Origin of the sequence: Lysinibacillus sp. NPDC097287 (assembly GCF_044761695.1) — a bacterium.
In the GTDB taxonomy this organism is placed as follows: Bacteria; Bacillota; Bacilli; order Bacillales_A; family Planococcaceae; genus Lysinibacillus.
Genome location: NZ_JBIWCX010000003.1, coordinates 35,917 through 62,464, shown reverse-complemented (window position 1 = coordinate 62,464; position 26,548 = coordinate 35,917). Strand labels below are relative to the sequence as shown.

At 38.0% G+C, this 26,548-nt stretch carries 24 protein-coding genes, 1 pseudogene and 1 riboswitch; of the genes and pseudogenes, 12 read left to right on the top strand and 13 right to left on the bottom strand.

Going from position 1 to position 26,548, the window contains the following annotated elements; genetic code table 11:
* Nucleotide 1: 1 nt before the first annotated feature.
* The 5 genes and pseudogenes from ACIQ2D_RS05815 to ACIQ2D_RS05795 form a co-directional block, all read left to right on the top strand.
* Nucleotides 2–493: pseudogene (locus tag ACIQ2D_RS05815) on the top strand (DUF2812 domain-containing protein); the annotation flags it as partial.
* A complete protein-coding gene (gene fadH / locus ACIQ2D_RS05810; protein ID WP_402860801.1) occupies nt 400–1,167 on the top strand; it encodes a 2,4-dienoyl-CoA reductase in 768 nt (255 codons plus the stop codon). The pseudogene ACIQ2D_RS05815 and the gene fadH, both read left to right, overlap by 94 nt.
* A gap of 73 nt (nt 1,168–1,240) precedes the next feature.
* Nucleotides 1,241–1,474: a short-chain dehydrogenase gene (locus tag ACIQ2D_RS05805; protein WP_402861669.1), complete on the top strand. Its 234-nt coding sequence runs from the start codon at nt 1,241–1,243 to the stop codon at nt 1,472–1,474.
* Nucleotides 1,475–1,747: 273 nt separating this feature from the next.
* Nucleotides 1,748–2,191 (top strand): cyclic-di-AMP-binding protein CbpB, encoded by a 444-nt coding sequence (gene cbpB, locus ACIQ2D_RS05800; RefSeq protein WP_402860798.1) that lies wholly within the window; start codon nt 1,748–1,750, stop codon nt 2,189–2,191.
* A gap of 309 nt (nt 2,192–2,500) precedes the next feature.
* Complete coding sequence (locus ACIQ2D_RS05795) at nt 2,501–3,391, top strand: transcriptional regulator CcpC (RefSeq protein WP_402860795.1); 891 nt, start codon at nt 2,501–2,503, stop codon at nt 3,389–3,391.
* 210 nt (nt 3,392–3,601) lie between these two features.
* On the opposite strand, the gene thiW is transcribed toward ACIQ2D_RS05795, so the two are convergent.
* From thiW to ACIQ2D_RS05760, 7 genes are all read right to left on the bottom strand, one after another.
* Complete coding sequence (gene thiW, locus ACIQ2D_RS05790) at nt 3,602–4,102, bottom strand: energy coupling factor transporter S component ThiW (RefSeq protein WP_402860793.1); 501 nt, start codon at nt 4,100–4,102, stop codon at nt 3,602–3,604.
* 80 nt (nt 4,103–4,182) lie between these two features.
* Nucleotides 4,183–4,289: riboswitch (TPP riboswitch) on the bottom strand.
* 63 nt (nt 4,290–4,352) lie between these two features.
* Nucleotides 4,353–5,549 carry an MFS transporter gene (locus tag ACIQ2D_RS05785; protein ID WP_402860791.1) on the bottom strand — a complete coding sequence of 399 codons (1,197 nt, stop codon included), beginning with the start codon at nt 5,547–5,549 and terminating at the stop codon, nt 4,353–4,355.
* A 339-nt stretch (nt 5,550–5,888) separates the two neighbouring features.
* Complete coding sequence (locus ACIQ2D_RS05780) at nt 5,889–6,962, bottom strand: ABC transporter substrate-binding protein (protein ID WP_402860789.1); 1,074 nt, start codon at nt 6,960–6,962, stop codon at nt 5,889–5,891.
* Entirely contained in the window at nt 6,962–7,756 is a 795-nt protein-coding gene (locus ACIQ2D_RS05775; RefSeq protein ID WP_402860787.1) for an ABC transporter permease, read from the bottom strand. Before ACIQ2D_RS05775 ends, ACIQ2D_RS05780 begins: the two co-directional genes overlap by 1 nt.
* The gene (locus ACIQ2D_RS05770) at nt 7,753–8,562 is read right to left on the bottom strand and encodes an ABC transporter permease (protein ID WP_402860784.1); all 810 of its coding nucleotides are present in this window, start codon (nt 8,560–8,562) and stop codon (nt 7,753–7,755) included. Before ACIQ2D_RS05770 ends, ACIQ2D_RS05775 begins: the two co-directional genes overlap by 4 nt.
* Nucleotides 8,552–9,658, bottom strand: a complete 1,107-nt coding sequence (locus ACIQ2D_RS05765; protein ID WP_402860781.1) for an ABC transporter ATP-binding protein — start codon at nt 9,656–9,658, stop codon at nt 8,552–8,554. Before ACIQ2D_RS05765 ends, ACIQ2D_RS05770 begins: the two co-directional genes overlap by 11 nt.
* 17 nt (nt 9,659–9,675) lie before the next feature.
* Entirely contained in the window at nt 9,676–10,218 is a 543-nt protein-coding gene (locus tag ACIQ2D_RS05760; protein ID WP_402860778.1) for a helix-turn-helix domain-containing protein, read from the bottom strand.
* 410 nt (nt 10,219–10,628) lie between these two features.
* Here ACIQ2D_RS05760 and ACIQ2D_RS05755 point away from each other — a divergent pair, with 410 nt between their 5' ends.
* From ACIQ2D_RS05755 to ACIQ2D_RS05740, 4 genes are all read left to right on the top strand, one after another.
* Nucleotides 10,629–11,171: a peroxiredoxin gene (locus tag ACIQ2D_RS05755; protein ID WP_053584521.1), complete on the top strand. Its 543-nt coding sequence runs from the start codon at nt 10,629–10,631 to the stop codon at nt 11,169–11,171.
* 257 nt (nt 11,172–11,428) lie between these two features.
* Nucleotides 11,429–11,881 carry a TlpA family protein disulfide reductase gene (locus ACIQ2D_RS05750; protein WP_402860775.1) on the top strand — a complete coding sequence of 151 codons (453 nt, stop codon included), beginning with the start codon at nt 11,429–11,431 and terminating at the stop codon, nt 11,879–11,881.
* A gap of 172 nt (nt 11,882–12,053) precedes the next feature.
* A complete protein-coding gene (locus tag ACIQ2D_RS05745; protein ID WP_402861666.1) occupies nt 12,054–12,716 on the top strand; it encodes a potassium channel family protein in 663 nt (220 codons plus the stop codon).
* 9 nt (nt 12,717–12,725) lie between these two features.
* Nucleotides 12,726–13,205, top strand: a complete 480-nt coding sequence (locus ACIQ2D_RS05740; RefSeq protein ID WP_402860772.1) for a hypothetical protein — start codon at nt 12,726–12,728, stop codon at nt 13,203–13,205.
* Between the two features lie 47 nt (nt 13,206–13,252).
* On the opposite strand, the gene ACIQ2D_RS05735 is transcribed toward ACIQ2D_RS05740, so the two are convergent.
* Nucleotides 13,253–14,515 (bottom strand): dicarboxylate/amino acid:cation symporter, encoded by a 1,263-nt coding sequence (locus ACIQ2D_RS05735; protein WP_402860769.1) that lies wholly within the window; start codon nt 14,513–14,515, stop codon nt 13,253–13,255.
* Nucleotides 14,516–14,896: 381 nt separating this feature from the next.
* Here ACIQ2D_RS05735 and ACIQ2D_RS05730 point away from each other — a divergent pair, with 381 nt between their 5' ends.
* Together ACIQ2D_RS05730 and ACIQ2D_RS05725 are read left to right on the top strand one after the other, a co-directional pair.
* Nucleotides 14,897–16,528, top strand: a complete 1,632-nt coding sequence (locus ACIQ2D_RS05730; RefSeq protein ID WP_402860766.1) for an ATP-binding protein — start codon at nt 14,897–14,899, stop codon at nt 16,526–16,528.
* Nucleotides 16,500–17,204: a response regulator gene (locus tag ACIQ2D_RS05725; protein WP_402860763.1), complete on the top strand. Its 705-nt coding sequence runs from the start codon at nt 16,500–16,502 to the stop codon at nt 17,202–17,204. The genes ACIQ2D_RS05730 and ACIQ2D_RS05725 overlap by 29 nt, the downstream gene beginning before the upstream one ends.
* A gap of 82 nt (nt 17,205–17,286) precedes the next feature.
* Here the strand turns inward: ACIQ2D_RS05725 and ACIQ2D_RS05720 are convergent, their stop codons facing one another.
* Nucleotides 17,287–18,537, bottom strand: a complete 1,251-nt coding sequence (locus tag ACIQ2D_RS05720) for an MFS transporter (protein WP_402860760.1) — start codon at nt 18,535–18,537, stop codon at nt 17,287–17,289.
* 775 nt (nt 18,538–19,312) lie between these two features.
* Nucleotides 19,313–22,402 carry an efflux RND transporter permease subunit gene (locus tag ACIQ2D_RS05715; protein ID WP_402860757.1) on the bottom strand — a complete coding sequence of 1,030 codons (3,090 nt, stop codon included), beginning with the start codon at nt 22,400–22,402 and terminating at the stop codon, nt 19,313–19,315.
* Nucleotides 22,403–22,501: 99 nt separating this feature from the next.
* Between ACIQ2D_RS05715 and ACIQ2D_RS05710 the strand changes: the two genes are divergently transcribed.
* Nucleotides 22,502–23,335, top strand: a complete 834-nt coding sequence (locus tag ACIQ2D_RS05710; protein ID WP_402860754.1) for a TetR/AcrR family transcriptional regulator — start codon at nt 22,502–22,504, stop codon at nt 23,333–23,335.
* A gap of 52 nt (nt 23,336–23,387) precedes the next feature.
* On the opposite strand, the gene ACIQ2D_RS05705 is transcribed toward ACIQ2D_RS05710, so the two are convergent.
* The 3 genes from ACIQ2D_RS05705 to ACIQ2D_RS05695 form a co-directional block, all read right to left on the bottom strand.
* A complete protein-coding gene (locus ACIQ2D_RS05705; RefSeq protein WP_402860751.1) occupies nt 23,388–24,161 on the bottom strand; it encodes a serine/threonine protein kinase in 774 nt (257 codons plus the stop codon).
* A gap of 303 nt (nt 24,162–24,464) precedes the next feature.
* Nucleotides 24,465–26,132 (bottom strand): ribonuclease J1, encoded by a 1,668-nt coding sequence (gene rnjA, locus ACIQ2D_RS05700; protein ID WP_402860748.1) that lies wholly within the window; start codon nt 26,130–26,132, stop codon nt 24,465–24,467.
* Nucleotides 26,133–26,137: 5 nt separating this feature from the next.
* Nucleotides 26,138–26,347 carry a DNA-dependent RNA polymerase subunit epsilon gene (locus ACIQ2D_RS05695; protein ID WP_402860745.1) on the bottom strand — a complete coding sequence of 70 codons (210 nt, stop codon included), beginning with the start codon at nt 26,345–26,347 and terminating at the stop codon, nt 26,138–26,140.
* Between the last annotated feature and the right edge of the window lie 201 nt (nt 26,348–26,548).

The following is a 26,548-nucleotide window of genomic DNA, read 5'->3' as shown; positions in this document are numbered from 1 at the left end:
TGACGTTATTTATAGGATTGATTATCGCAGATTAAAACCAGACGAAAAAGAGGAATACCTAGAATTATTTTCTTTTGCTGGCGGGACACATGCCTGTTCTACTTATGATATGCATATTTTCAAAGCACTTCCTAATACGACACCCATTTATAGTGATAGAGAATCTATGTTGGATAAGTTAAATCGATTAGATCAACCAGTGAAACTAATTTCCTCAATACTATTTGCACTTGCTATTATATTTTGGTTAATGATGACTTTTATGTCTGAAGATTACCGGGGTATTGGAGAAAACTATGGAATTATCGATTTTTATAGATATATTAAGACATTAACGAGGATTTGTAGTAAAATACTGAATAGTAATTCATTTTTGACTTTCGCAAAGGGGGAAATGGTATGTTACAGGGGAAAACCATTATTATTACAGGTGGATCAAGTGGGATGGGGCTTTATATGGCGAAGCAATTTGTTGCTGAAGGAGCCAACGTAGTCATTACAGGTCGCAATGAAGATCGATTAGCAGAGGCAAAAACGTTTATTTCTGAAGCGGGTAATTCAATTGAAACATTTCAGATGGATGTTCGTATACCAGAGCAAGCAGAAGCGATGGTTGCCTTTGCGGTAGAGAAATTTGGACAAGTGGATGGACTTGTCAATAACGCGGCAGGGAATTTTATTGTGCGAGCAGAGGATTTGTCTCCAAATGGTTGGAAAGCGGTTATTGATATCGTGTTGAATGGCACGTTTTACTGTTCGTCAGCTGTCGGAAAGTACTGGATAGAACACAAGATTAAAGGATCTATGATTAATATGGTTGCAACGTATGCTTGGAATGCAGGTGCAGGAGTCATTCATTCGGCGGCAGCAAAAGCAGGCGTTTTATCAGTGACAAGAACACTAGCTGTTGAGTGGGGAAAACAGTATGGTATTCGTGTTAACGCTATTGCTCCAGGACCAATTGAACGAACAGGTGGAGCATCAAAGCTTTTTGAATCAGAGGCAGCTGCTGCAAGAACATTGGACTCTGTGCCGTTAAGTCGTATTGGTACGCCGGAAGAAATTGCAGATTTAGCGACATTTATGATGTCAGATAAAGCAAGATATATGAACGGAGAATGTGTCACGTTGGATGGTGGGCAATGGTTAAATCCGTTCCCGTTTTAATTAAATACCTTGCATAAAGAGAAGCTGGTTTGACGCATACTAATGGGCAAAGGAAGGAGTTTTGCCTGTGGGTATGTGGTTAATACCAGCTCTTATTACGATTACAATTATTTGTGTGATTGCCTTCGTTTCTACTATGCGTATTGCAAAAATGACAACGGAGCGAAACTCAGAAAAAGATACACCGATTTCAGAATCGGTTAAAGAACATGCAACGATTTTGAATCCAATTCCTTGGGTTTACATTTTATTTTTATTGTTTTGTGGTATCATGATTTTTTATTATTGGAGTAAAGCAGGATATTAGAGTAACTTCACAGTATTCGGCAGGTGTAGAGTCACTTGCTGGATTCTGTAAAGCACCTACCAATTATCACGAATGTTTTTCGGTCGTAAGGGATAAAATAGGTTTTGGCGAAAGTTACTATCATGTTTATTTTTTCTCGAAAGGTTGAAATAATTCATGAATATCATAAAAACTCTTCTCGGTCTTGTCATGGTCATTTTAGGAAAAATTATGATATGATAAAGAGGAAGCATCCTGTTCTGCATATTGAGGACAGAAAAGGAGAAGAGGTTCATGATTTCAACTAACAGCAAAGATTTATTAGCAATGCCAATTAGTGATTTTATTATTTCATCCGAAAAAGTTGCACATGTGCAAAGTGGAAATAGTGCAGAGCATGCATTACTAGTGCTAACGCGTACAGGATATTCATCCATTCCCGTATTAGATATGAAATACCGTCTTCAAGGCTTACTAAGTATGAAGATGATTACTGAAGCGATTTTAGGGCTCGAACATATTGAGTACGAAAAACTACCCGACATTAAGGTAGATACGATTATGGATAAAAATTTGGCCGTGTTAAAAACAACAGATAATTTCCAGCGGGCGTTAGATTTAGTCATTAACCATGCCTTTTTATGTGTGGTCGATGAAGAAGGCTTATTTGCTGGCATCCTAACGAGACGCGTTATTTTAAAACAATTGAAAAAATATATTTATCAAAAAGAAAACTAGTTTAGGAGGGCTCAAAGTAATTATTGAGCCCTTTTTATCTTTATTCAGCATTCATCCCACCTCAATAAGTGATGAGATGAATTCGGCTGTAGCCTTTTTCAGTGATTGCCCAAAAGCCGGCTGAATAGTCGAACCCAGGCTAAGATCGCCGCGTCCTGAGGCAACGCCTGAGTGACCAACATCCTGTTGGCCCGATGCCTCCGGCGGATGTCACAGATGTTATTTGAGCGAAAGCGAAGCGTCAGCAGCAGATGTTTTTTGCGCGTAATTACGCCGAAGAGTAATTGATTTGAGTAGGAGGTTACTTTTTTGACGGTAACAGAGGCAGAAATATTAAAAATATTAGCAGAAGAACGCAATATGCGAAAGGCAGCAGAGCGATTATTCTTATCGCAGCCGGCTCTTTCACAGCGTCTACAAACCATAGAAAAAGAATGGGGAACACAGCTGTTTATTCGCTCGCAAAAAGGATTGACGGCAACACCTGCCGGAGAGCTTGTTATTTCCTATGCTAATGAAATGATTGCGAAGAAAGAAGAAATTTTCGAAATGATTCAGGCACTGACAACAAAAGTGAACGGCACACTGAAAATTGCTTGTGCTTCGATTGTTGGACAAAACTGGCTACCAAAAGTATTAAAGGATTTTGTAACGAAATACCCTGAGGCGAAAATTTCACTAATGACAGGCTGGAGCTCTGAAATTGTCAAAGCACTGTATGAGGGCGAGGCACATGTGGGGATTGTACGAGGACAGGTCGATTGGAAAGGTGAGAAAATTCATCTTTTCCGAGATACGCTTTATTTAGTAGACAAAGAGTTGAAAACAGTGGAGGATGTCCTTACGACAGACCGTCCATTTATTCAGTTTAAAAGTGATTCGAATTATTATCAGGAAATTCAACAGTGGTGGCAGCGACACTTTGCATCCAATCCAAGTCGTCAAATTTTAGTAGATCAAATTGAGACGTGTAAGCAAATGGCATTGAATGGGATTGGCTATGCAATTTTACCATCAATTACTTTAAATGAGGATGATGGTGTCAACAAAATAGCGCTAATGAACAATGAAAAAGAATTTGGCTTAACGCGGGATACTTGGTTAATTGGTTATGAATCTTCATTTGAACTGCGCCAGGTAGAAGCATTTGTGGAAGTGGTACAGGATCATGCTCGTTGTTTATTTGATTATACGAAATAAGAAAAAGGACTCTAAAGTTTATTCAAACTAAAGAGTCCTTTTTTCGTTATTCGATTTGCAGGATACCAAAACAAAAAAACAGAGAGTAAATCTAAACATGTTGTAGATTTACTCTATCTCAATGTATTATAGCAACTAACCTTAGAAAATAGCCTAAATTTTATTAGAGGAATGTCATAGAAATCGAGCGGTGAAAAATACTTTAATGTCTTATCGCAATGTTGAGTTAAGTCCATTAACAAAAACAGTTTTTTGTAGACTTTTAGCAATAACTACTCCCAAGGTGGCGCCAACGACACTAGAAGTTAAAAAAGCAGGCATGAAAAAGAGGGCCGCCACAGATGTCCCCATTAGTAGGTGAGAATAGGGTACTGCGACAAGTGAAGCAAGTATACCTGTACCAAACATTTCACCGGCACCAGCTAGCCACGTTTTTTCGCTGTATTTGTAGGCAAGGGCTGCAAATAGTGCACCGATGACACTGCCAGGAATCGCTAAGAGTGAGCCTGTACCTGTTAAGATACGGATGATGGCTGTTACAAAGGCAATCATGACAGTAGGTAAAGGTCCCAGTAAGATGGCACTGATGACATTAATGGCGTGTTGTACAGGATAGGCACGTGCAATACCTGTTGGAATAGAGATAAATGTTGAGCCTGCTACTGCAATAGCAACTAATAATGCCATGACGGTTAATTTTCGAATAGACAAATCTTTCACTCCTTCATTAATCGTAAAAAAAGGCCGCTTCCCAAAAATGTAGGAAGCGGCCTTGCATTTAGTCATTATAAAAGCAAGTGTCGCCACTTTCCTACGCTAGTGTGAACTAGATCAGGTTCAAAGGGTCCGTGTATACAATACACGTCTCAGCCTTAAAAAGACTCCCCTAGTGGTCATGAAGCGATTTAATTTTTCATTAATACTGTACCATACTGCTAAAAATAGTCAATTAACTTTCAGATTAATTAGAATCTGGCTTCATTAAATGAGGTGCTTTTTTCATTGTCCAAATGAGGGCAAGAAGGAAGCAGGCAAATAAAATGATAGCACCGAAAATATAAGGGCTGTCCATATTCCAGTCGAATAATATGCCAGCTAAAGCAGGACCAATCATATTGCCAAGACTCATATAGGCATTGTTGAGTCCGGCGGCAAAGCCTTGTTCACTACCAGCCAGCTTGGAAATCAGCGTATTTACGGCTGGACGAATGAGCGTTGTTGCTGTAGAGAAAATTGTTGCAACAACTAATATTAATGCAAAGCCTGATACAAATAAAATTAAGAAGATTGATATTGATGCAACGAGTAAATTGACTAATACAACCTTCATTTCACCAAAACGTTTAAACAGTGGTGTAATGATAAACATTTGAACAACGACACCGACAGCACCACCAACTGTTAGTATTATTGCAATATCTGTTGGTGTGTAGTTGAATTTCTGTGTGACGAATAAAGATAAAGTCGCTTGGAAATTGGCGATGCCAAACGAGAAAACAAGCATGATGATCAGCATAACAAAGTAGGGCATTTTGACTGAGCGTATCATCTGCTTAGCAAGATTGTCTTGTTTTTGTGCTTTTTGTGATGAGCTTGGTTTTGTGTTTGGCAACAACACTAACGATAATATGGCAGCTAAAATTGCCGCAGCTCCAGCCATATAAAATGGAAAGTGAAGACTGACTGTAGATAAGAAGCCGCCAATTCCAGGACCAATCATAAAGCCTAGAGACATGGCAGCCCCAAGCATCCCCATACCTTTACCACGTTCTTCATATGTAGTGACATCCGCTACAAATGCCATAATCGGGGGTGCAATGAAAGCAGAGCCTAAGCCTCCTAAAAAGCGAGCAACAAAGAGCATCCAAACTTCTGTTGAAAGTCCAAAAGCAATTTGTGAAAGACCTGTTACCACAAGTCCAAAAACAATAAGATTCTTACGACCATATTGATCCGAGAGGTTTCCAGCTATTGGTGAAAATACAAATTGTGCTAATGCAAACGATGCAATGAGCAGACCGAGAACTTGTCCTGCTGCACCGAAAATTTTCAAATATTCGGGCATGACAGGAATAATGATACCAATGCTTCCCATCGCAATGAACATATTAAACATTAAAATATATAAAGCTGCCTTGTTTGATGTCTGTTGGGCCATTTTATAGCCTCCTTTTGCGTAGTCTATTCAAATATACTACAGTCTAACATAATGGATATTAAGTTGCTATTGACTAAAAGTCTGACTGCGTACTTTTATTTTCAATTACAAAAAGCTATCACTCCAGTGACTAACTGGGGTGACAGCTTTATTTTGTTGTTAAGGAAATAACAGATTTTTTTATTATGGATAGCCTAGGGCAAAGTTGACGGCTAGGCTAAAGCGCTACATCCTCGAGGTCGCTTCGATCCCTCGGGCAAAAGTGGTGGAACGCATACTTTTGCTTCGGGCTCTCCAGCGCTTGTCGGATGTAAACGAGCGCTTTAGCGCATTTGTTCTTTAACGAATACTCATTTTAAATTCTAAAAACAGTTCGTTGTATTTGCCTAAATAATCAGGTCCTAAGTTTTTATAAACCTCTAATGTGTCGCGTTGTTCCTCTGAAGGATAATAACGTTCGTCAGTGACAACTTCCTCATCCATTAAAGCCATTGCGGCAACGTTTGGTGTAGAGTAGCCAACAAAATCAGCGTTTTGTGCACCGGAGTCAGCATCTAACATGAAATTAATGAAAGCATGTGCACCGTCTATATTTTTCGAAGTTTTTGGAATGACCATATTATCAAACCATAAGTTCGAACCTTCTTCAGGTACCGCAAAGTCTAAGTCTTCATTTTCATACATCATGTCTGCTGCTTGACCAGACCAAGTAAGTGCAACTGTCGCCTCGTTATTAATCATTAACGGTGTAATTTCATCACCAATAATGGCCTTTACGTTTGGCGCAAGTTGAATTAACTTATCTGTTGCTGAACGTAACTCATTGTGATCTAAAGAATTTAATGAATAACCAAGGCTGTTTAAGCCCATACCGATAACCTCACGTGCACCATCTACTAAAAAGACTGTTCTTTTTAATGAAGGATCCCATAAATCTTCCCAAGAAGAGAAGTCTAAATCTCCGACTAAATTAGGATTATAGACAATCCCAACTGTGCCCCAAAAATAAGGGAGAGAATATTTATTGTTGTCATCAAAAGGTAAATCTAAAAAGTAAGGGTCAATATTTTTCATGTTTGGAATTTTTGAATGGTCAAGAGGAATGAGTAAATCTTCCTCTTTCATTTTTTCAATCATGTATTCAGAAGGAATCGCAATATCGTAAGCTGTTCCACCTTGTTGAACTTTTGTCATCATGGCTTCATTCGAGTCGAATGTTTCGTAAATAACATGGATACCTGTTTCTTTTTCAAATTGCTTTAGTAAATCAGGATCAATGTATTCACCCCAGTTAAAAATGGTAAGCGTATCTTTTCCGCTTTTTCCGCTACCAGCACTCATTGCGTTCCCAGCATACATTAAAAGGGCGGTAACGACAAGAATGGCGATTGTTGCTTGAATTAATGACTTCATTAATGTCCCCCCGTTCTTTTACTTGTACGACTTGTCACGAAATAATAACCGATTACGATTAACACAGTCACGAAGAATACTAAACCAGAAATCGCATTCACGGTTAAGGAAATTCCTGCACGTGCCATCGAGTAAATTTCTACTGACAGCGTACTAAATCCGTTACCCGTAACGAAAAATGTCACCGCAAAGTCATCTAAAGAATACGTTAAAGCGAGGAAGAATCCTGCGAAAATACCTGGCTTAATATACGGCAAGATGACACGCATCATAACATCTTTTTTTGTGGCACCTAGATCAAGTGCAGCATCAATTAAAGACTTGTTCATTTCAAGTAATTTAGGTAATACCATTAAAACGACAATTGGTACACTAAACGCAACGTGCGCAAGTAGAACAGATGCAAAGCCCAACTTAATGCCAACCATTGTGAATAAAATTAAAAAGCTAGCCCCGATAATCACGTCTGGGCTGACGATTAGTACATTGTTTAACGATAGTAATGTATTGCGCATTTTTGAATCTTTCACTGTCACAATACCGATAGCACCTAATGTACCGATAATCGTGGAAATTAATGCTGATAGCAATGCGACAATAACGGTATTAATCAAAATCACAAGTAATCGAGTATCCTCGAAAACAGCTTTATAGTGGTCGAGCGTGAATGAGTCAAAGCTATTCATGGAGTCGCCGCTATTAAAGGAGTAAAAGATTAAGTAAAAAATGGGCGCATACAAGACGATAAAGACAATCGCTAAATACACTTTTGCCGATTTTGAAAGTTTTGTCATCGTACGCGACCTCCTTTATTCTTTTGGCCTGTTATTAACATAATGATGACCATGAATAAAATTAGGAATACAGCAATTGTTGAACCCATGCCCCAATTTTGAGTGACAAGGAACTGTTGTTCAATGGCTGTACCAAGCGTAATCACACGGTTACCCGCGATTAAACGTGTAATCATGAATAGTGATAACGCCGGGATGAAGACAACTTGAATGCCTGCTTTTACGCCATCCATTGTCAGTGGCAACACGACACGACGGAATGTAGTAAAGGCTGAAGCCCCTAAATCACGTGCTGCATAAACTAGTGTTGGATTCAAACGGTCTAATGAATTAAAAATCGGTAAAATCATAAACGGAATGAAAATATAGACCGATACAAACACAAAGCTCATATCAGTAAATAGTATTTGCTTCGGATCAAAGCCAAATACTTCGATAAAGGCATTGATTGGTCCATAGAGACCAAAAATCCCAATAAATGCGTACGTTTTTAATAGTAAGTTAATCCATGACGGGATAATAATCAGTAATAACCAAAGCTGCTTATGCTTTGTTTTTGTTAAGAAATAAGCTGTTGGGTAAGAAATTAATAATGTAAAGAACGTGATTAAAAACGCATACCAAAACGAGCTTAATGTCATTTTTAAATAAACCGATGTAAAGAACGCTTTATAGTTATCGAGCGTGAAATTGCCATGTAAGTCTAGTAGGGAATAGTATACAACAAGGGCAATCGGCGCGATAACGAATAATGCAATCCATAAAACGTAAGGGAATAAGGCTGATTTTGAAGCCTTAGTTTGCATCTTCGTCGTCTCCATATGCTTCTAAACGTTTATCGAATTCTTCTTCTGTTTCGTTTAAGCGCATTACATGAATCGCTTCTGAATCGAAGTCTAAGCCGATTTTTGCCCCTACATCAGCTTTTTTAAGAGAGTGCACTAGCCACTCATTGCCGTCTTCATCATACGTAGAAATTTCATAGTGAACACCACGGAATAATTGTGTATCGACAGTTACGATTAATTTCCCTTTATCGGCCGTAGTGATTTCTAAATCCTCAGGTCGAATGACGATGTCAATTTTCTCGTTTGCTTTCATCCCTTGGTCCACACACTCAAATACTTTGCCTGTAAACTTAACTTTAAAGTCTTCAATCATTTCACCTGGAACGATGTTTGATTCACCGATAAAGTCTGCTACAAAGCGGTTAATTGGTTCGTCATAAATGTCTACTGGTGTTCCTGATTGTTGAATTTCACCTTCACTTAAAACGAAAATTTCATCACTCATAGCAAGTGCTTCTTCTTGATCATGTGTAACGAAGACAAATGTTTTGCCAAGACGTTGCTGTAACTCACGTAGCTCGTATTGCATTTCTGTACGTAACTTTAAGTCCAGTGCCGATAGTGGCTCATCAAGTAAGATTACTTCAGGGTCATTGACAATCGCACGCGCTATGGCAACACGTTGACGTTGACCACCTGACATTTCTGAAATTTCACGGTTTCCATAGCCAGCTAAATTTACAAATTTCAGAGCTTCAGCGACACGTTCCTTCACTTCATTTTCAGGTTTCTTTTGAATTCGTAAGCCGAATGCTACGTTTTCAAAGACATTCAAATGAGGGAATAGCGCATAGTCTTGGAACACCGTATTTACTTGGCGTTCATTGGCAGGAACTGAGTTAATTCTTTTATCGTGAAAGAACACATCTCCTGTTGTTGGCTCTGTGAATCCAGCGATAATACGAAGAATTGTTGTCTTCCCACAACCAGATGGGCCGAGCAATGTATAGAACTTTCCTTTTTCAAGCTCTAAGTTAATATTTTTTAAGACGACTGTGCCGTCATCATATGATTTTGATACATTTTCAAATCGAATTATTGAATTAGTTGTCATCGATGCGCCTCCTTAAGCTATAAGTATGAATCCGTTGCGACGAGTAAAATTTTTGTCTCTTCGTCATGAGCATTGAAAATTTGATGATGGTCCGCCGCATCAAAATAAACGGCATTGCCTTCACTTGCTATATATTGAACTTTCCCTAAAGCAAGACGAATACGCCCTTTGACAACATAAATAAATGTTTCAGATAGAGAGGGTTCGAATTGTTTGAACTCCCCACCAGCTGCTAGGGTTAAGAATATAGGTTCCATTTCTTTTTCATTCGATGTTGGAATGAGCCATTGAATTTCGTATTTCTTATCCTCGTCCGTATAAGTCGATTGGTCTTCTTCTGTATAAACAACTTTTTGTTCAGGTGCTTCATCATCAAAAAACTCTTTAGGTGTTGAACCTAACACTTCTAATAATGAAAAAAGTGTTTCAATGGAAGGTGAATTTAAATCACGCTCCAATTGAGAAATATAGCCTTTACTTAAATCTGTGCGTTCTCCAAGCTCTTCTTGGGTGAGACCTTTTGTCAAACGAAGTGCTTTGATTTTACTTCCGATTTGCATCTTTTCCCTCCTCGAAGAAGTTTAGCAATCATAAACTTTAGATAACTGAAGTTTACTTTAACAAAACTTTTAGTTTACAAAAACATTATTATTATACATAATCAAAAAAAAAATGCAATCGTTTTGGCGAAAAAAAATAAGTTTAAAATTTATGCATGATTAGATAAAATTTACATCGTGAAATAACGGTATTTTGTAGAAAATATTAGAATAAACGAGACAAAATACAGAACTTTATTATTCGAATAATCTCGCAATTTAACGGGTTAATAAAATTAGTCTTAGAAGTTAGAAAAAGCGGCAAAGTTTCGTACATTGAAAAAGCGACTTATCTTTGTTATGGTAGAAGATGGGTTCGCATCACTAGCGAATGGGCAATTAATACATATTCATATTCGGAGGGAATACACATGGCAGAACGCATGGTAGGCAAACAAGCACCAGATTTCACAATGGAAGCAGTACTTGCTGACAAATCTTTCGGTAAAGTATCTTTAGAAGAAATTAAAGGGCAAGACAAATGGACTGTACTTTTCTTCTACCCTATGGACTTCACTTTCGTATGTCCAACAGAAATTACAGCAATGAGCGATCGTTACGACGAGTTCGAAGATTTAGATGCAGAAGTAATCGGTGTTTCAACTGATACAATCCACACGCACTTAGCTTGGATTAACACAGACCGCACACAAAATGGTCTTGGCGAGTTAAAATACCCATTAGCAGCAGATACGAATCACAAAGTTGCAAAAGACTATGGCGTTCTAATTGAAGAAGAAGGTATCGCACTACGCGGTTTATTCATCATTGACCCAGAAGGCGAGTTAAAATACCAAACAGTATTTGACAACAACATCGGCCGTGACGTAGATGAAACTTTACGTGTGCTTCAAGCATTACAAACAGGCGGTCTTTGCCCAGCTAACTGGCGTCCAGGTCAAGCAACACTATAATTTTAAACAACAATTTGAATCCCCACGGCTTTTGTTGTGGGGATTTTTCAAACGATAAAGTGGCTCTTTACTGTAATCTGTACTCTACTTCAATAGAAGTGTTGTTTGGAGCTAGACGAATCCCGCGACACTCCTGCGGGAAAGCAAGTCAGGCAAGACCCCACAGCAAGGGACTTGCGACTTGCCCGAGAAAAGGGAGTGGGATTCGTATGCAAGCATATATTTTGGTTTAGAGCCAATAAAGGAGGATATTATTTATGAAACTTCGTGAACAAATGCCTGAACTTACAGGCGCAACAACTTGGTTAAATGGTGAAGTAACGAAAGCAGATTTAGTTGGAGAAAAACCAACACTTATTCACTTTTGGTCAGTAAGCTGCTATTTATGTAAAGAAGCAATGCCTGAGGTTAACAATTTCCGTGACCAATATAACGATGAGCTAAATGTCATCGCTGTGCATATGCCTCGTTCAGAGGAAGATACGAATCTAGAAACAATTAAAGCAGTTGCAGCTGAACATGACATTACACAACCAATTTTTGTTGATAATGAATTGAAGTTAACAGATGCATTCGCAAACCAATACGTACCAGCGTATTTTGTATTCGATAAAGATGGTCAACTTCGTCACATGCAAGCTGGTGGAAGTGGTATGAAAATGTTAGAAAAACGCGTAAACCGTGTATTAGACGAAATGCGTAACGCATAATTATAATGGTTGTAGGGCGAGGATGTTTTGATTCCTCGCCCTTTTTTATCTTCGATAATGTATCGGTGGTTATCTTAATAAAACGCTGTATCTTTTGCTCCTTTTTACGATACATATGTCAATGAATGCGGTACACTAGGAGCAATAGTAGTATCCGGAGGAGTTTATTATGATGAAAAAAGAGTTTGCTGTTATTGGATTAGGACGTTTTGGGGGGAGTATCGTTCGTGAATTAATCAGTCTGGGCGCACAAGTAATGGCGATTGACTATTCTTCTGAGCGAGTGGACGAGTTCGCCTCTATAGCAACACAGGCCGTTATTGCGAATTCAACAGATGAGTCAGTACTGAATTCACTAGGTATTCGCAACTTTGAGCACGTGATTGTAGCAATTGGTGAAGACATTCAGGCAAGTATTTTAACAACCATTATTTTAAAAGAATTAGGTGTAGAGCAAATTACCGTTAAAGCGCAAAATGATTATCATGAAAAAGTGCTACGTAAAATTGGAGCAGATTATATCGTCCATCCTGAGCGTGATATGGGTATTCGTATTGCCAATAACATGATGTCGAATACTGTGCTTGATTACTTAGAGCTTTCTGATGAGCATTCAATCATGGAGATAAAAGCTAATGATGCAATCGCTGGTTATTCTGTCGTAGATCTTGATATTCGTGCACAATATGGCATCAATATCGTTGGTATTAAACGAGGGGATGAAATTATCGTTTCTCCACAGGCCAGCGACAAAATTTTGCTAGGTGATATTATGCTCGTAATCGGTGCGGATGTTGATATTAATCGATTTGTGAAAAAGGCGTTACATGGATAAGGTGAGTGTATGACGAAGCGAAGATGGCGTCTTTTACTATTTGCAGTACTTTTACTTGTAGGAGCCTTCACGATGCAGTTTCGTGAAAAAGGCGAGGAAGAAGCGATTACGAATATATTAGATCATGCGAATGAGCGAGATGCGTTGGAATTATTTCGAAATGAAACCAGGTTAGTGCGTGTGGAAGGTGCAGACCTTCAACAGTATATGGAGAAATACCCATTAAGTCATATAAGAGATGTCTCAAAAAAAGAACGAAGCTTATTTGAAGAACAACCTGCTTATCAGATTGTATATGAAATAGGTGATAAGCCTTTATATGAGGTCGATATTTTAAAAGTAGCAATTAGCTCTGAACTTAGTGAGGAGTTGCAATCGATGTTGTTCACAGTGGGAGAGAATCAGTACTTAATTTATTGGGCTGATGAGAAAAAGGCGCTTGAGCAATCAATGAATACAAAGCTTTTACTTGAGCAATTTGGTAAGTAAAATGGGTAGTGGCGACAGCAAAATACTGTTACCACTACCCATTATTTTTATGATGTTACGTTAATTTTTCCCTGCAGTGCACTTTCTTGCATACTTACATCAAATTCTTTTTCAGATTTTGAGACAACAACGCACGCTACGCCATTACCGATTAAGTTCGTTACGGCACGAGCTTCAGACATGAAGCGGTCAACTCCGATTAAAAGTGCAATCCCTTCAACCGGAATCATAGGGAAGGCTGCAAGAGTTGCGGCAAGTGTGATGAAACCAGAACCCGTTACACCTGCTGCTCCTTTCGATGTAATCATTAAAATACCAAGTAATGTAATGATTTGAATCCACGTTAAGTCCATTCCATAAGCCTGTGCAATGAATAACGCTGCCATCGATAAGTAGATAGAAGTACCGTCAAGGTTGAATGAGTAGCCGGTTGGTACGACTAATCCAACAACTTGTTTCGAACAACCGAAGTTTTCTAATTTACGCATCATTGAAGGTAAAGCAGATTCAGATGATGAAGTACCGATTACTAGGAATATTTCGTCTTTTAGGTAGGCGATAAATTTGAAAATATTAAAGCCAAAGAATTTTGCGATTGAGCCTAATACAAATACAACGAATAAGAACATTGTAATGTATACTGACGCCATTAATAATCCTAGATTGCTTAATGATTCTAAACCGAAATTACCGATTGTGTAGGCCATAGCACCGAAAGCACCAATTGGTGAAATTTTCATGACCATGCCAACGATTTTGAAGAAAATTTCTGCTACTTGTTCAAAGAATGTAATGACAGGTCTTGCAGGTGCGCCAATTGAAGCGGCTGCTAAACCAAATAATATTGCTGAGAATAATACAGGAAGTAAATCACCATTTGCTAATGCGCCGACTACGTTATCTGGAATGATGTTGTAGATGAAGGCACCTAAACCTTGATCAGTTTCTTCAGCTGCTGTTGTATATTTTGAAATATCAGCATCAGCAGCACCTGTTGTATCTAGACCAGTACCGGGGCTAACGATTAAAGCCACTGCAATACCTATCGTAAGTGCAATTGTTGACACGATTTCGAAGTAAAGTAATGCTTTCCCTCCGATTTTTCCAACCTTTTTCATATCGCCCATACTTCCAATACCGATTACGACCGTTAAGAAGATAATTGGTGCGATTAACATTTTAATAAGTTTGATAAATAAATCTGCTAAGATTTTAAGGCTTGCACCGAATTCTGGGAACATTGCCCCAACGATGACACCTAAAATGATGGCTATAATAACTTGAACTGTCAAATTTTTTAGTAATTTCATTTAGTGCTACCCCTTTTCTAAATCTTCTATTTTGTTATCGCTTTCAATTTCGTTAAAGTTATCATAACGAATGTTATATGAAAAAAGTTATTTAGAAAATAAGGAACATATCGTTCATTAAGAACAATAAGAGAATAAATAACGAAAACGTAGTGTTTTTAAGGCTTTAAACTGTTATGGTACGGTTGGTATAATATATTGTTGTTATAATACAAAAGTGTTGAGTGGTAATATTGTTCATTAAGTTCATAGCTAGTTATTGCTGATTCTGTATAATCTAGTAGGGTAGAATAGTGGAAATATTATTTTTGACGAGAGTTCAATAAGAATACTACTATAATATAGTAATGACTAGAAAAGTCGAAAAGGAGGATTCACTCTATGGTGAAAATGCCTGTGAATTGGAAAATACTTTTAGTGACATTTTTAATCATTGCGTTTTCCTTCTTACTTGGTGGGATTTTTGTACTTAGTAATATACTTTACGAGCAAGAAAAAGATTTTGAACAACGTGCAATGCTCGTAGCACGTACGGTTTCGAATATGCCAGAATTGAGTACGCATTTGAAAAATACGGATATCAAAGAAGCCGCGTCAAATGTTAATGCGCTTGTCGAGGGGATCCGGATTATCAATAAGGCAGAGTATATTGTCGTCATGAATATAGATCGTGTGAAGCTTTCACATCCATCAAGTAAGGAAATTGGTATGCCCAGTAAATCAATGGATTTAAATGCTGCATTTAGTGAACATTATTATATTTCAAAGGCGCAGGGGGGAGCAGGCGTGATGATTCGTGCGTTTGCACCCGTGATTGATGATACGAAAAAGCAGGTGGGTATTGTTATTGTTGGATATCCTGTGCCAACATTCATGAAAATGATTGAAAGTTACGGTCATGAAATACTTATCACGGTACTAATGTCTCTGATTTTTAGTGTTTGGGGCGCATATACGCTAGGGAAACATATAAAAAAACAAATGTTTGGGCTTGAGCCACATGAGATTGCCAAAATGTATGTTGAGCGAACAGAAACATTTAATGCGATGCATGAAGGAATTATTGCTGTCGACAAGACTATGAATATTACGATTTTTAATGAAAAGGCTGGCGATATTTTAGGTGTAGGGACAAAAATGGAGAATTACATAGGCAAAAAAATATATGATGTCTTGCCAGATACACGACTCCCTGAAATTGTGGAAACCGGTACAGCTATATATAATCAGGAACTATACATTAACCATCATAGTATTTTAAGCAATCGTGTACCAATCAGTGTGAACGGTGAGATTGTCGGTGCAGTAGCGATGTTCAAGGACTTAACTGAGGTGAAGAAGTTAGCTGAAGAGGTTACCGGAGTTAAAGCGTTCGTTCAGGCACTACGGGTACAGACACATGAACATAAAAATAAATTACATACAATTGCCGGTTTGTTGCAGTTAGGGCATACGAGGCAGGCGCTCGAATATGTAACAACGGCAACGGAAAGTGAAGCATCTTTAACAAAGTTTTTAAATGAACGATTCCATAATGAAAATATTTCTGGGTTGTTACTGAGTAAGGTCAGTTATGGAAAAGAGCTAGGCATTCAGCTAGAGATTGACCGGAAAAGTCATTTTAAACGATTCCCTGCATTATTAGATCATCATGATTTTGTCGTGTTATTTGGCAATTTAATCGAAAATGCGTTTGAAGCATTAAACGTAATATCGAAAGAAGATAAGTATGTATCGATTTCAGTTGATGAGCATGATGGCATTCTCGCAATTGCAGTTTCTGATAATGGTATAGGGATGAGTGAAGAGGTACGGGCTCGTATGTTTGAAAATGGCTTTTCCACTAAGGAAAGTGAAAATCGAGGTATCGGCTTATATTTAATTCATGAGATAGTGACAAAAGGACACGGAGAAATTGAAGTGACTAGTGAATTCATGGAAGGTACAAGCTTTCTATTACTGTTTGAGTTAGGAGAAAATAACGATGGAGACAATACACGTATTACTCATTGAAGATGATCCGATGGTGCGAGAGGTCAACAGGCAATTTATCGAGCGTATAGAAGGATTTAAGCTGGTCGGTTATGCAGGGAATGGGATTGAAGGACTAGAAAGGGTTAAGGAATTGAAGCCGGATTTGGTGTTTATGGATATTTTCATGCCAGAGCAGGATGGCATGGTGACGCTAGGGAAGATTCGTGAGGAACAACTAGTTGTTGATGTGATTGCAGTTACTGCAGCTAATGACATGCCGACTATACAAAGAATTCTACACCTTGGTGTCTATGATTACATAATGAAGCCTTTTACGTTTGAGAGAATTGAACAAACGTTAAAAAATTATCAAGCATTTAAAGCCAAATTGAAGGGGATGCAAGATTTAACGCAGCAAGATCTTGATCATTTGATGCAAAAGCGAATGCCAGAGCTGCAAACTTCACCGGTAACAACTCAGAAAATTGAAATTGAGGAATTGCCGAAAGGTTTTAATCGTGCAACGCTTGATAAGGTGCTGGCGTATATAGAAGAAAGTAACGAAGCTGTATCTGCGGAGGAAGTGGCGACTTATATTGGTACTGCTCGAGTAACTGCCCGCCGTTACTTAGATTTTTTAGAAAAGCAATCCATGTTAAAGGTAGATATTCAATACGGTAGCGTGGGACGTCCGGTTCATCGCTATTATATTTAATACAAAAAGCCTCTATAAAGATAGACTTTCGCATGTCTATTTTATAGAGGGCTTTTTTAAAACGTCTAGTTTATTTAATTTCTCATTGGCTAGGTTCTTTTGGACTTGGCTCTCCAGCCGCTAATAATGCTTTGCTACGGAGTAAGACAAATCCTTGCACACATAATAGTAATCCAGTACCTATTAGCAACCATTCTATTTGAATAATGTCTGCGATGGGTCCGAATATAAGCATTCCTAATGGCATCATTGATGTAGAAATCATTCCTAAAACACCAAATACTCTACCTAGGTAATCGCCCTCAACCTTCTCTTGTAGTAAGACCGTAGCGGGTATATTAAAGATTGGCATGGCCAAACCAACTATACCCATGAAAATTAGGTATAACCAAAAGATTGGGATAATCCCTAATGAAAATGTACAAGCCCCAATTAACAGAGCCGCTAATGTCATCGTATGAACCTTATTTTTAAAGCCTCCCCATGAAGCCATGCAGAGTCCACCAATCAACATACCTAATGCAAAAGTTATTTCTATTGCTGTTAAACGCCAAACATCATTACCGAAGCTACGTGTTACTTGAAGCGGTGTTAAAAATGCAACGGGCGCTGCTAGGATAAAGAAGAATGCAAAGAACAGAAAAAACTTTTTAAGAAAATCATGATTTTTGATATATGTGAACCCTTGTTGTAAGTCACTAAAATAGCTCGTTGTTTGCTTTTGTAATGCTTTTGCATGTGTTGGAATATCCAAAAACACAAGCAATGTAAGGATGGCTATAGTTGCAGTAATGACATCTATAAATAAGATAGCTTCAATCGAAGCCATTGTAAGCAGGGCGCCACTGGCCATCGGAGATATAAGCATCACAATAGCTTGAATACTACCGTTTGCCCCATTTACTTTCGTTAACTTTTCCTCGGGCACAATTTGAGGAAGAATAGCTCCCACTGCAGGAGTTTGAATACCTGCTCCGACTGCACGTACGGCAGATATAACAAAGAGCAACCAAAGTGATTCATAGCCCATTAAAAATAAGATTGCTAAAATAAGAGTAGACATCGCGATCAAACCATCTGATAAGATGATTAATTTTTTTCGGTTGTATCGATCAGCCCATACGCCGGCAATCGGCGAAAGAAAGAAAGTAGGTACGAATCCGCAAATGATGGATATTGTCATCATAACGCCTGACTGTGTGTTTAGAGTGATATACCACATGATGGCGTACTGTACTAAAGACGATCCAAAAAGCGAGATTGTTTGACTTCCTAAAAAGAGAATAATATTCCTTTTCCAATTCCCTATTATAGGTTCTTTTGTCTGTGTCATTTTTACACGTCCCTTTCTTTTAATACAAAAAACACAGGTGATTCGCCTGTGTTTGGAATAAATCGATAATAGTGGGTCGACGCCATAACTTGGGGTTGATTTCCATTCCGGCTGGGCGCTTTCCGGGGGACGTCCGATGAGCCGCTTCACTCGGCAAGCCTCGCTCCAGGGTCTCATCTTGGACGTTAATCCCCCAGGAGTCGCCCAGCCTCCACTCCAATCAACGAGCATTTTAAAATCAATACACACTTTAATCAAATGTCATCCCCGACTTTTGGTGATGAATGATAAGAGCCTAACATAAGAAATCTGAGAAAAACCATCTCATATCATTAATGAGACCATATCTCTTACTGGTTATATATTTGGTGATTTAAATGAAGAGTTATAGATATAACATAGCCTTAAAAGTGTTAAATGCAAAGTAAGTAGAATTCTTTCAAATAGATAGTAATATCTTTTTTAAAAAGACAACAAAAAGAGGGGGCAATCATCCCTCTTATTTCACATCGAATGTAAAATAAAGATTTCCCTAAACATAGCCAGATCAATCCCATTTACTCTACAAAGCACAGCAGAGCATTGAACGTATTCAATTAACTGTTCAAATTTTGGAATTGAAGTCTCACAGATGCCATAATAGGAAACCCACATTTCTTAAAAGTAAAACTATCATAGCATGGCACTTTAGTGTTATCAACAGTAGGGGAGAATTCAACTGATAAAAAGAGCGAGGATAGTTCCAAAATGGAATATCCTCGCTTTCGTTTTAAATTTAGTTTTCTTCTAAATCTTTACGGTTTTTCTTGAACACTTTTGATAATACCTCATATACAATTGGAACAATCACAAGTGTTAATAATGTAGAACTTGTTAAACCACCGATAACTGTTACAGCAAGACCTTTAGAAATTAATCCGCCACCTGCTGCTCCGAATAGCATCGGTACTAAAGCGCCAACTGTAGCAATAGCCGTCATCAGAATTGGACGTAAACGTGTTGCACCTGCTTCGAGGATAGCGTCACGCATTGTCATTCCGTCGCGTTCCATGTGGATAATTCGGTCAACGAATACGATTGCATTCGTGACCACAATCCCAATTAACATGAGAAGTCCCATCATAACAGATACAGAAATCGTTTCGCCGGCAATAAAGAGACCTACGAATGAACCAATTACGGCAAACGGTAATGAGAATAGAATTGCGAATGGTGCAATCCCTTCACCAAATGTTACGACTAAAATGAAGTATACAATCGCAATTGCTGCAAGCATTGCTACACCTAATTGTGTAAATGTCTCTTCCATATCAGCTGCAACACCGGCAACACCAACTGTTACACCTTTAGGTAAATCTAATTTATCAATTGCTGCATCTATTTCAGAGGTTGCTTTTGAAATATCTTCGTCTAAAATTGTACCAGATACTGTTGCGTAGTATTCACCAGCACTACGAGATAACGTATTTAATGTTGTGCCTTCTTCTACTGTAACCAGTTCAGAAAGTGGCATTGTTGTACCAAGTGCGGTAGGAATTTGCGTTGCTAGTACGTCATCAATTGATGTGGCAGCAGCTGATTTTTCTTTTTGAACGACAACTTCAAGGTCCTTGCCGTCTGTTTGAAGTGTTGTTAACACATCTTTTGTAGATGTTGTATTCAGTGCCATTACAATTTGACCAGTTGTTAAGCCGTATTGTAAGACATTTGCTTGATCTACTTTAAACACATGCTCTACGTAAGCGTCTTCCATACTTGTAGAGACATCTTTAAGGCGTTTATTATCATTCATAACGTCTTCTACCATTTTCACAGCTGAGCTCAGTTTATCTAAACTTTCGCTGTAGAATGTGTAGCTGACTTCATTTGAAGACATCGACATTGACGAGAAGTTTTGGCTCTTCCATTCGCCAGATTGACCGATATTGAAAACATATTCCTCGATTTCTTCGCGAGCTGCTGGGAAGTCCTTCATATCAGGATCGAAAATCAGGTACATTAAAGCACCACCAGAACCGCCGCCCATCATCATCGATTGCATATCGGCACTATCACTATCTGTAACAGATAATTGTAAAATGTCGATATCGTCGTTTTTCATTAATTCTTTTTCAACTGCTTCAATATTAGCCAAAGTCTCATCTTTTAACTCACCTGTAGCTGGTGTGTATGTTAAGTACATCACTTTTTCTTCTTCACTACCCATGAAGCTGAAACCGATTAAAGGTGTAAGCGCTAAACTGCCGACTAATAATAATACTGAAAGCACAGACGTAATAATTTTATGGTTTAAGGCTTTTTCTAAAATTCCTTTATACCAAAGTGCTAGTTTACCAACTTCTTTGTGACTACTAGCTGTTTTCGTACCGTATAATTTCTTCTTAAATAAGAAGTGAGATAGGGCAGGTACAATCGTAATCGCAACAAGCAGGGAAGCCCCAAGTGCAAATGTCATCGTTAATGCGAACGGCATGAATAATTCTCCAACCATACCACCAACGAAAATAAGTGGTGCGAATACCGCAACGGTTACTAATGTTGACGATAAAATTGGTTTGAACATTTCAATTGTTGCTTCTCGGATTAAAGCACGACCTGTTAGCTTTTCATTTTCAAGATGCATACGACGATAAATGTTTTCAACTACAACGATCGAGTCATCGATAACACGACCAATCGCTACTGTAATAGCACCTAATGTCATAATGTTTAACGATATATCCATCCAGTTTAATAGCAAGAGCGCCATAAACAATGAAACTGGTATAGAAACGATTGAGATAATAGTTGATTTGAAATCTCTTAAGAATAAAAGGATAATTAAAACTGCGATTAAACCACCGAATACCGCTTTTTCAATCATTGTGAAAACAGAATCTTCAATTGGTTTACCTTGGTCAAGTGAAATATCAACGATTAATCCATCGATATTTTTTTCTTCTTCTTTAATTAATTCTTTTACTTGATTTACAACATCTACGGTATTGTCTGCTTGACCTTTGACAATTTGAATTGCAATTGCATCTTCGCCATTTGTACGTGAGATCGATTGTACTTTACCAACCGTTTCGATTGTAGCGATATCACTTAATTTTACAAATGGTGATGGATTTGTTGCACTAGGTGTGACAGGAATGAGCATTTCTTTCAGCTCATCAATTGTTGTGAATTTACCATCAACGGCAACGGCTTGCTCGCCTTCTTTAAATTCATATAAGCCTAATGAAATAGCCATATCACTTGCTTGAATCATTTGCTTTACAGAGTCCTCAGTTAATCCAAGCTCAGCCATTTTTGCTTCATTATACGTAAATGCAACTTCTTCGATATGTTGCCCTGTAATTGTAGCAGAGGCAACACCATTGATTTTTTCGATTTTCGGTAAAAGAATATCTTGTACCGTTGATGTCAGTTCGACGATATCTTCTTCAGAGCTACTAACTGAAAGGGCAATGACTGGCATCATGTTCATACTAATTGCAGTAATCATTGGCGTTTGAGCGTCCTCAGGTATGCTCACGTTATCTAATGCAGATTCAAGTTGACGTTTTTTTTCGTCCATATCGACACCATAATCGTATTCAACCTGAATACTAGCGATATTCGAACTTGAATTCGAATAGACAGACTTCACGCCATCGAGACCTTCGATAGCTTTTTCAAAAGGAATCGATACTTCTTCCATTACTTTCTCAGGTGTTGCACCAGGATATACGCCCATCACCATTAAATAGGGGATCGAAATATCCGGTATTGTTTCCATTTTCATACGAGTACTTGAATAGATACCCGAGACAGTGATGATAATTGTTAGTAACCATACTGCCAATTTATTTTTCAATACAAAATTAACTAAACCTTTCACCTTCACACCTACCCTTTATTGACTTACTTGATTCAATTATTTATACTAATGACCAATTAGTCATTTGTCAATGATATGCCCTAGGAGCGATTTAAAATTATGGTAAAAAAACAATTGATCATGGAAAAAGCATTAGAACTTTTTTCAGAACAAGGCTTTGAAGCTACGTCAGTACAGCAAATTACCGAACGATGTGGGATTTCAAAAGGAGCATTTTACTTATCGTTCAAAACAAAAGATGAATTGATTTTCTACATGATTGACTACTATATGCAACAGTTTATAGCTGATGTTGACTTGGTAGTCAGAGGTGCAGTAAATAAACAAAATATGTTGGTTGAATTTTATAAATGTATTTTCAAGAGGTTCAATGAGCAGTCACAAGCAGCACGTTTTTTGATGAAAGAACAAGCTCTAACACCTAATAAGGAGCTGTTCAAGAAAGTGAATTCATATGAAATAATTATGACTCAATCGATTATTCGCATGTTGGAAGAGCTCTATGGAGAAAAAATAGGTGATAATAAATATGACCTTGTCTATTGTGTAAAAGGTTTTATGAGGAGCTATTCTGAGTTGTTTTTATTTCATGATTTACCGTTGAACTTGGAAGATGTCTCTAATTCGTTAGCCGAAAAAACAAATATACTAGTGAAATACTCGACCATTCCTTGTGTTCCAAAAGAATTGGTGCAAATCGTAGAAAATTCTTTTGACCAGGGTATCTCCACTGGGAAGTTACACGAATTACTCGACCAAAATATTTATGGGTTAGATGAATCGATTGAACGTGAATCATTGGAACTTTTGAAAGAGCAAATTGATCATCAATCGCTGAGCAAAGCAATAATCAAAGGTTTAATAGGAAATATTCAACATTTAGAAGATTGTAAGTGGACAGCTTATGTACTTATTAAATATTTTGATTTATAGTTGTCGATGTAAGCAAATGGATAGAATTGTTCACAAGTAATGGTGAACAATTCTATTTTTTTATTGGTAATGACTGTAATGCTTCTGCAGCGCTTTGGAATGGTTCGTTGATGCATAGCAACCGCTCGAGGTAACTTACAACCTCTGCTGGCAATGAAAGTTCTTCTTGCCAGCTTTTTTCTTTGCGTGAAGTAGGCTCATAGGTGGAGTAAAGTAAAAATAATAAAAAATGTCCGACAAAATATAAGTCACTAATATGATTTTCAGCTCGTTTTGGATTACGAATTGTTGCAAAATCCACTTCTTTCATATAGGTTGCAAGTCCGAGGTCGATAATGTGAAGATTACCTTCAACGAGTAGAATGTTAGGAATGCGTAAATCTCGGTGCACGATGCCTTTATTATGTAGTGAGATGACTTGTGTTAATAATTGTTGTGTAATTGAAAGAGCTTCAGTAATCTTAAACTTTTGCCCATCGTCAAAAATCAGTTGCTCAAATGTTTGCCCATCTACATAATCCATGACAAAGTACGGCATATCTAGAAGTATACCTGTCATTTTAATAGAAGGAACGAAGGGGAGAGTTAATTGTTCAAGTATTTGAATTTCCTGCATAAACTTATGTTTTGTTTTATTAGAACGACGGTGCTTAGGGCGAAGACATTTCAACACATAGTGTTTATGAGAAGATACATCTTCAACTAAGTAAGTACGACCATACGAGCCGTACCCAAGAAACTTGATAAATATAAAATCGGAATGTTTTGTAATGTAGCGTTGAACTTCATTGTCGAACTTCGCTTCTCGTGATTTCCTCCACCACATTAGCTGCTGAAGAAGCTGCGTGAGCTAAAGAAACTACGTGAACTTTTGCGATGACTCCCTTTATAATGCTTGTGACCATAGTGATTATGACGCTTTGAATATTTACGGCGACTGCTTGACGAATGACGGCGATGACTTGATGATGTGCCTTTTAATAAGGACTTAATGATTTTATCGAACATGGTAACGCTCCTTTATGGTGTTTGTATTACTATATACGAAAAAACAAAAAAGAGGTTTCACTATTTTGAAAATAAAAAAGAAGCTACGCAAAATTTGCGTAACTTCTCTATTTATAGAAGACTATACTTCCATAATAATTGGTAAGATCATTGGGCGACGTTTTGTTTTCTCGAATAGGTAAGGTCCTAAAACGTCAGTAATTTCATTTTTAAGTTCAGTCCATTGAGGCGTTTTGCCTTGGATTGCCCCGTTTAAATGACGATTCAACATTTTTTGCGCTTCGTTAATCATTGTACCTGATTCACGCATGTAGACGAATCCACGTGAAATAATGTCAGGTCCAGAAACCATTTTCTGTTGCTGCATATCCACGCTAACGACAACGATCACTAAACCTTCTTCAGAAAGTATACGGCGATCGCGTAAAACGATATTGCCGATATCTCCGATGCCATTACCGTCTATATACACATCACCTGAAGGGATGCGACCAGTAACGTTTGCTTCGTTCGTGCTTAATGCAAGAACGTCGCCATTTTCCATAATGAACGTATTTTCAATTGGCACATCACAATTTTCCGCTAAATGCGTATGCATTTTTAACATGCGGTACTCACCGTGAATAGGCATAAAGAATTTAGGTTTCATTAGGCGTAGCATCAGTTTTTGTTCTTCTTGTGAACCGTGACCTGATGTATGGATATTATTAAGTGCACCGTGAATAACTTCAGCACCTGCACGGAACAGTAAGTTAATAATTTTATTAACGCTCACTGTGTTACCTGGTACTGGTGAAGAAGAGAAGATTACAGTATCACCAGGCTGGATTTGAATTTGACGATGTGTACCGTTGGCAATACGAGAAAGTGCTGCCATTGGTTCACCTTGAGAGCCTGTACATAAAATCATTACTTCGTTAGCAGGTAAGCGATTAATGCTTTGTGCGTCGATGAATGTATCTTTAGGTGCGTTAATATAACCGAGTTCACGACCAATTGTGATCGCATTGTCCATTGAACGACCAAATACAGCAATTTTACGACCATATTTTATGGCTGCATCTGTAGCTTGTTGCAAGCGATGGATGTTTGATGCAAAGGTAGCAAAGATAATACGGCTATCCACTTTGCGGAAAATCTCATCAATGCTTTTGCCAACTGTTCGTTCAGACATTGTAAAGTTAGGTTTTTCTGCGTTTGTACTATCAGATAGTAAACATAGTACGCCATCACGCCCGATTTCAGCCATTTTTGTTAAGTTAGCTGGTTCACCAACAGGCGTAAAGTCGAATTTAAAGTCACCGGTATGCACGATGTTACCAGGTGGTGTTTTTACCACAATGCCGTAAGCATCAGGGATACTGTGTGTAGTTCTAAAGAAGCTGACAGATGTTTTTCGGAATTTAATAATATCTTCTTCTTTAATTTCAATTAGTTTTGTTGTACGTAATAAGCCGTGTTCTTCTAGTTTGTTACGTAGTAAACCAAGCGCTAGCTTACCGCCATATACTGGAACATTTATTTGACGCAGTAGGTACGGGATACCACCGATGTGATCTTCGTGTCCGTGCGTAATAAATAGCCCTTTGATTTTATCGACATTACGTACTAAATACGTATAATCTGGAATGACATAGTCAATTCCTAATAAATCATCTTCTGGGAATTTAATGCCGGCATCAATTAAAATAATTTCGTCTTGAAATTGAACGCCATAAGTATTTTTGCCGATTTCGCCCAGTCCGCCGAGTGCGAAAACAGCTGCTTGGTCATTCTTAACAAACTTCATGTTTGTCAAATTTCCTCCAAGATGAAGTTCGGACTAGCTTGTTCGTAATCAAGGTAGTTACCTTCAAGCAGTTGGATGAACTCGATGTTGTAATCACGGTCTTGTAACTTTTGACGTACTTCGCGCTCTGAAGCAGCTTCAAGGTATAGACTTTTAGTGTTTTCGCGAACTGGAATGTCATTTGCTTTTTCTTGATAATAAACTTTGTAAATCATGGTTTACTCTCCTTTATTTGCGTACATTATTATTGCATATTTGCCTATTACCACACACGTACTACAAGAAAAAATCGCGAATTTCTAGTATACTGTAATAGAAATGAGCGTTTGACTTTCTTGTACCTCGTTATTTTAATTGTTCAATTAACAACAATTTTAAAAAAACGAGACAGTGGTTGCGCATAGCCAAATAAATGC

What these genes read in the sequence shown, in the direction of transcription:
- fadH (WP_402860801.1), top strand. Translation starts at nt 400, where the DNA reads ATGTTACAGGGGAAAACCATTATTATTACAGGTGGATCAAGTGGGATG.
- ACIQ2D_RS05805 (WP_402861669.1), top strand. Translation starts at nt 1,241, where the DNA reads ATGTGGTTAATACCAGCTCTTATTACGATTACAATTATTTGTGTGATT.
- cbpB (WP_402860798.1), top strand. Translation starts at nt 1,748, where the DNA reads ATGATTTCAACTAACAGCAAAGATTTATTAGCAATGCCAATTAGTGAT.
- ACIQ2D_RS05785 (WP_402860791.1), bottom strand. Translation starts at nt 5,549, where the DNA reads ATGGCCCAACAGACATCAAACAAGGCAGCTTTATATATTTTAATGTTT.
- ACIQ2D_RS05780 (WP_402860789.1), bottom strand. Translation starts at nt 6,962, where the DNA reads ATGAAGTCATTAATTCAAGCAACAATCGCCATTCTTGTCGTTACCGCC.
- ACIQ2D_RS05775 (WP_402860787.1), bottom strand. Translation starts at nt 7,756, where the DNA reads ATGACAAAACTTTCAAAATCGGCAAAAGTGTATTTAGCGATTGTCTTT.
- ACIQ2D_RS05770 (WP_402860784.1), bottom strand. Translation starts at nt 8,562, where the DNA reads ATGCAAACTAAGGCTTCAAAATCAGCCTTATTCCCTTACGTTTTATGG.
- ACIQ2D_RS05765 (WP_402860781.1), bottom strand. Translation starts at nt 9,658, where the DNA reads ATGACAACTAATTCAATAATTCGATTTGAAAATGTATCAAAATCATAT.
- ACIQ2D_RS05760 (WP_402860778.1), bottom strand. Translation starts at nt 10,218, where the DNA reads ATGCAAATCGGAAGTAAAATCAAAGCACTTCGTTTGACAAAAGGTCTC.
- ACIQ2D_RS05755 (WP_053584521.1), top strand. Translation starts at nt 10,629, where the DNA reads ATGGCAGAACGCATGGTAGGCAAACAAGCACCAGATTTCACAATGGAA.
- ACIQ2D_RS05750 (WP_402860775.1), top strand. Translation starts at nt 11,429, where the DNA reads ATGAAACTTCGTGAACAAATGCCTGAACTTACAGGCGCAACAACTTGG.
- ACIQ2D_RS05745 (WP_402861666.1), top strand. Translation starts at nt 12,054, where the DNA reads ATGAAAAAAGAGTTTGCTGTTATTGGATTAGGACGTTTTGGGGGGAGT.
- ACIQ2D_RS05740 (WP_402860772.1), top strand. Translation starts at nt 12,726, where the DNA reads ATGACGAAGCGAAGATGGCGTCTTTTACTATTTGCAGTACTTTTACTT.
- ACIQ2D_RS05735 (WP_402860769.1), bottom strand. Translation starts at nt 14,515, where the DNA reads ATGAAATTACTAAAAAATTTGACAGTTCAAGTTATTATAGCCATCATT.
- ACIQ2D_RS05730 (WP_402860766.1), top strand. Translation starts at nt 14,897, where the DNA reads ATGGTGAAAATGCCTGTGAATTGGAAAATACTTTTAGTGACATTTTTA.
- ACIQ2D_RS05725 (WP_402860763.1), top strand. Translation starts at nt 16,500, where the DNA reads ATGGAGACAATACACGTATTACTCATTGAAGATGATCCGATGGTGCGA.
- ACIQ2D_RS05720 (WP_402860760.1), bottom strand. Translation starts at nt 18,537, where the DNA reads ATGACACAGACAAAAGAACCTATAATAGGGAATTGGAAAAGGAATATT.
- ACIQ2D_RS05710 (WP_402860754.1), top strand. Translation starts at nt 22,502, where the DNA reads ATGGTAAAAAAACAATTGATCATGGAAAAAGCATTAGAACTTTTTTCA.
- ACIQ2D_RS05705 (WP_402860751.1), bottom strand. Translation starts at nt 24,161, where the DNA reads ATGTGGTGGAGGAAATCACGAGAAGCGAAGTTCGACAATGAAGTTCAA.
- rnjA (WP_402860748.1), bottom strand. Translation starts at nt 26,132, where the DNA reads ATGAAGTTTGTTAAGAATGACCAAGCAGCTGTTTTCGCACTCGGCGGA.
- ACIQ2D_RS05695 (WP_402860745.1), bottom strand. Translation starts at nt 26,347, where the DNA reads ATGATTTACAAAGTTTATTATCAAGAAAAAGCAAATGACATTCCAGTT.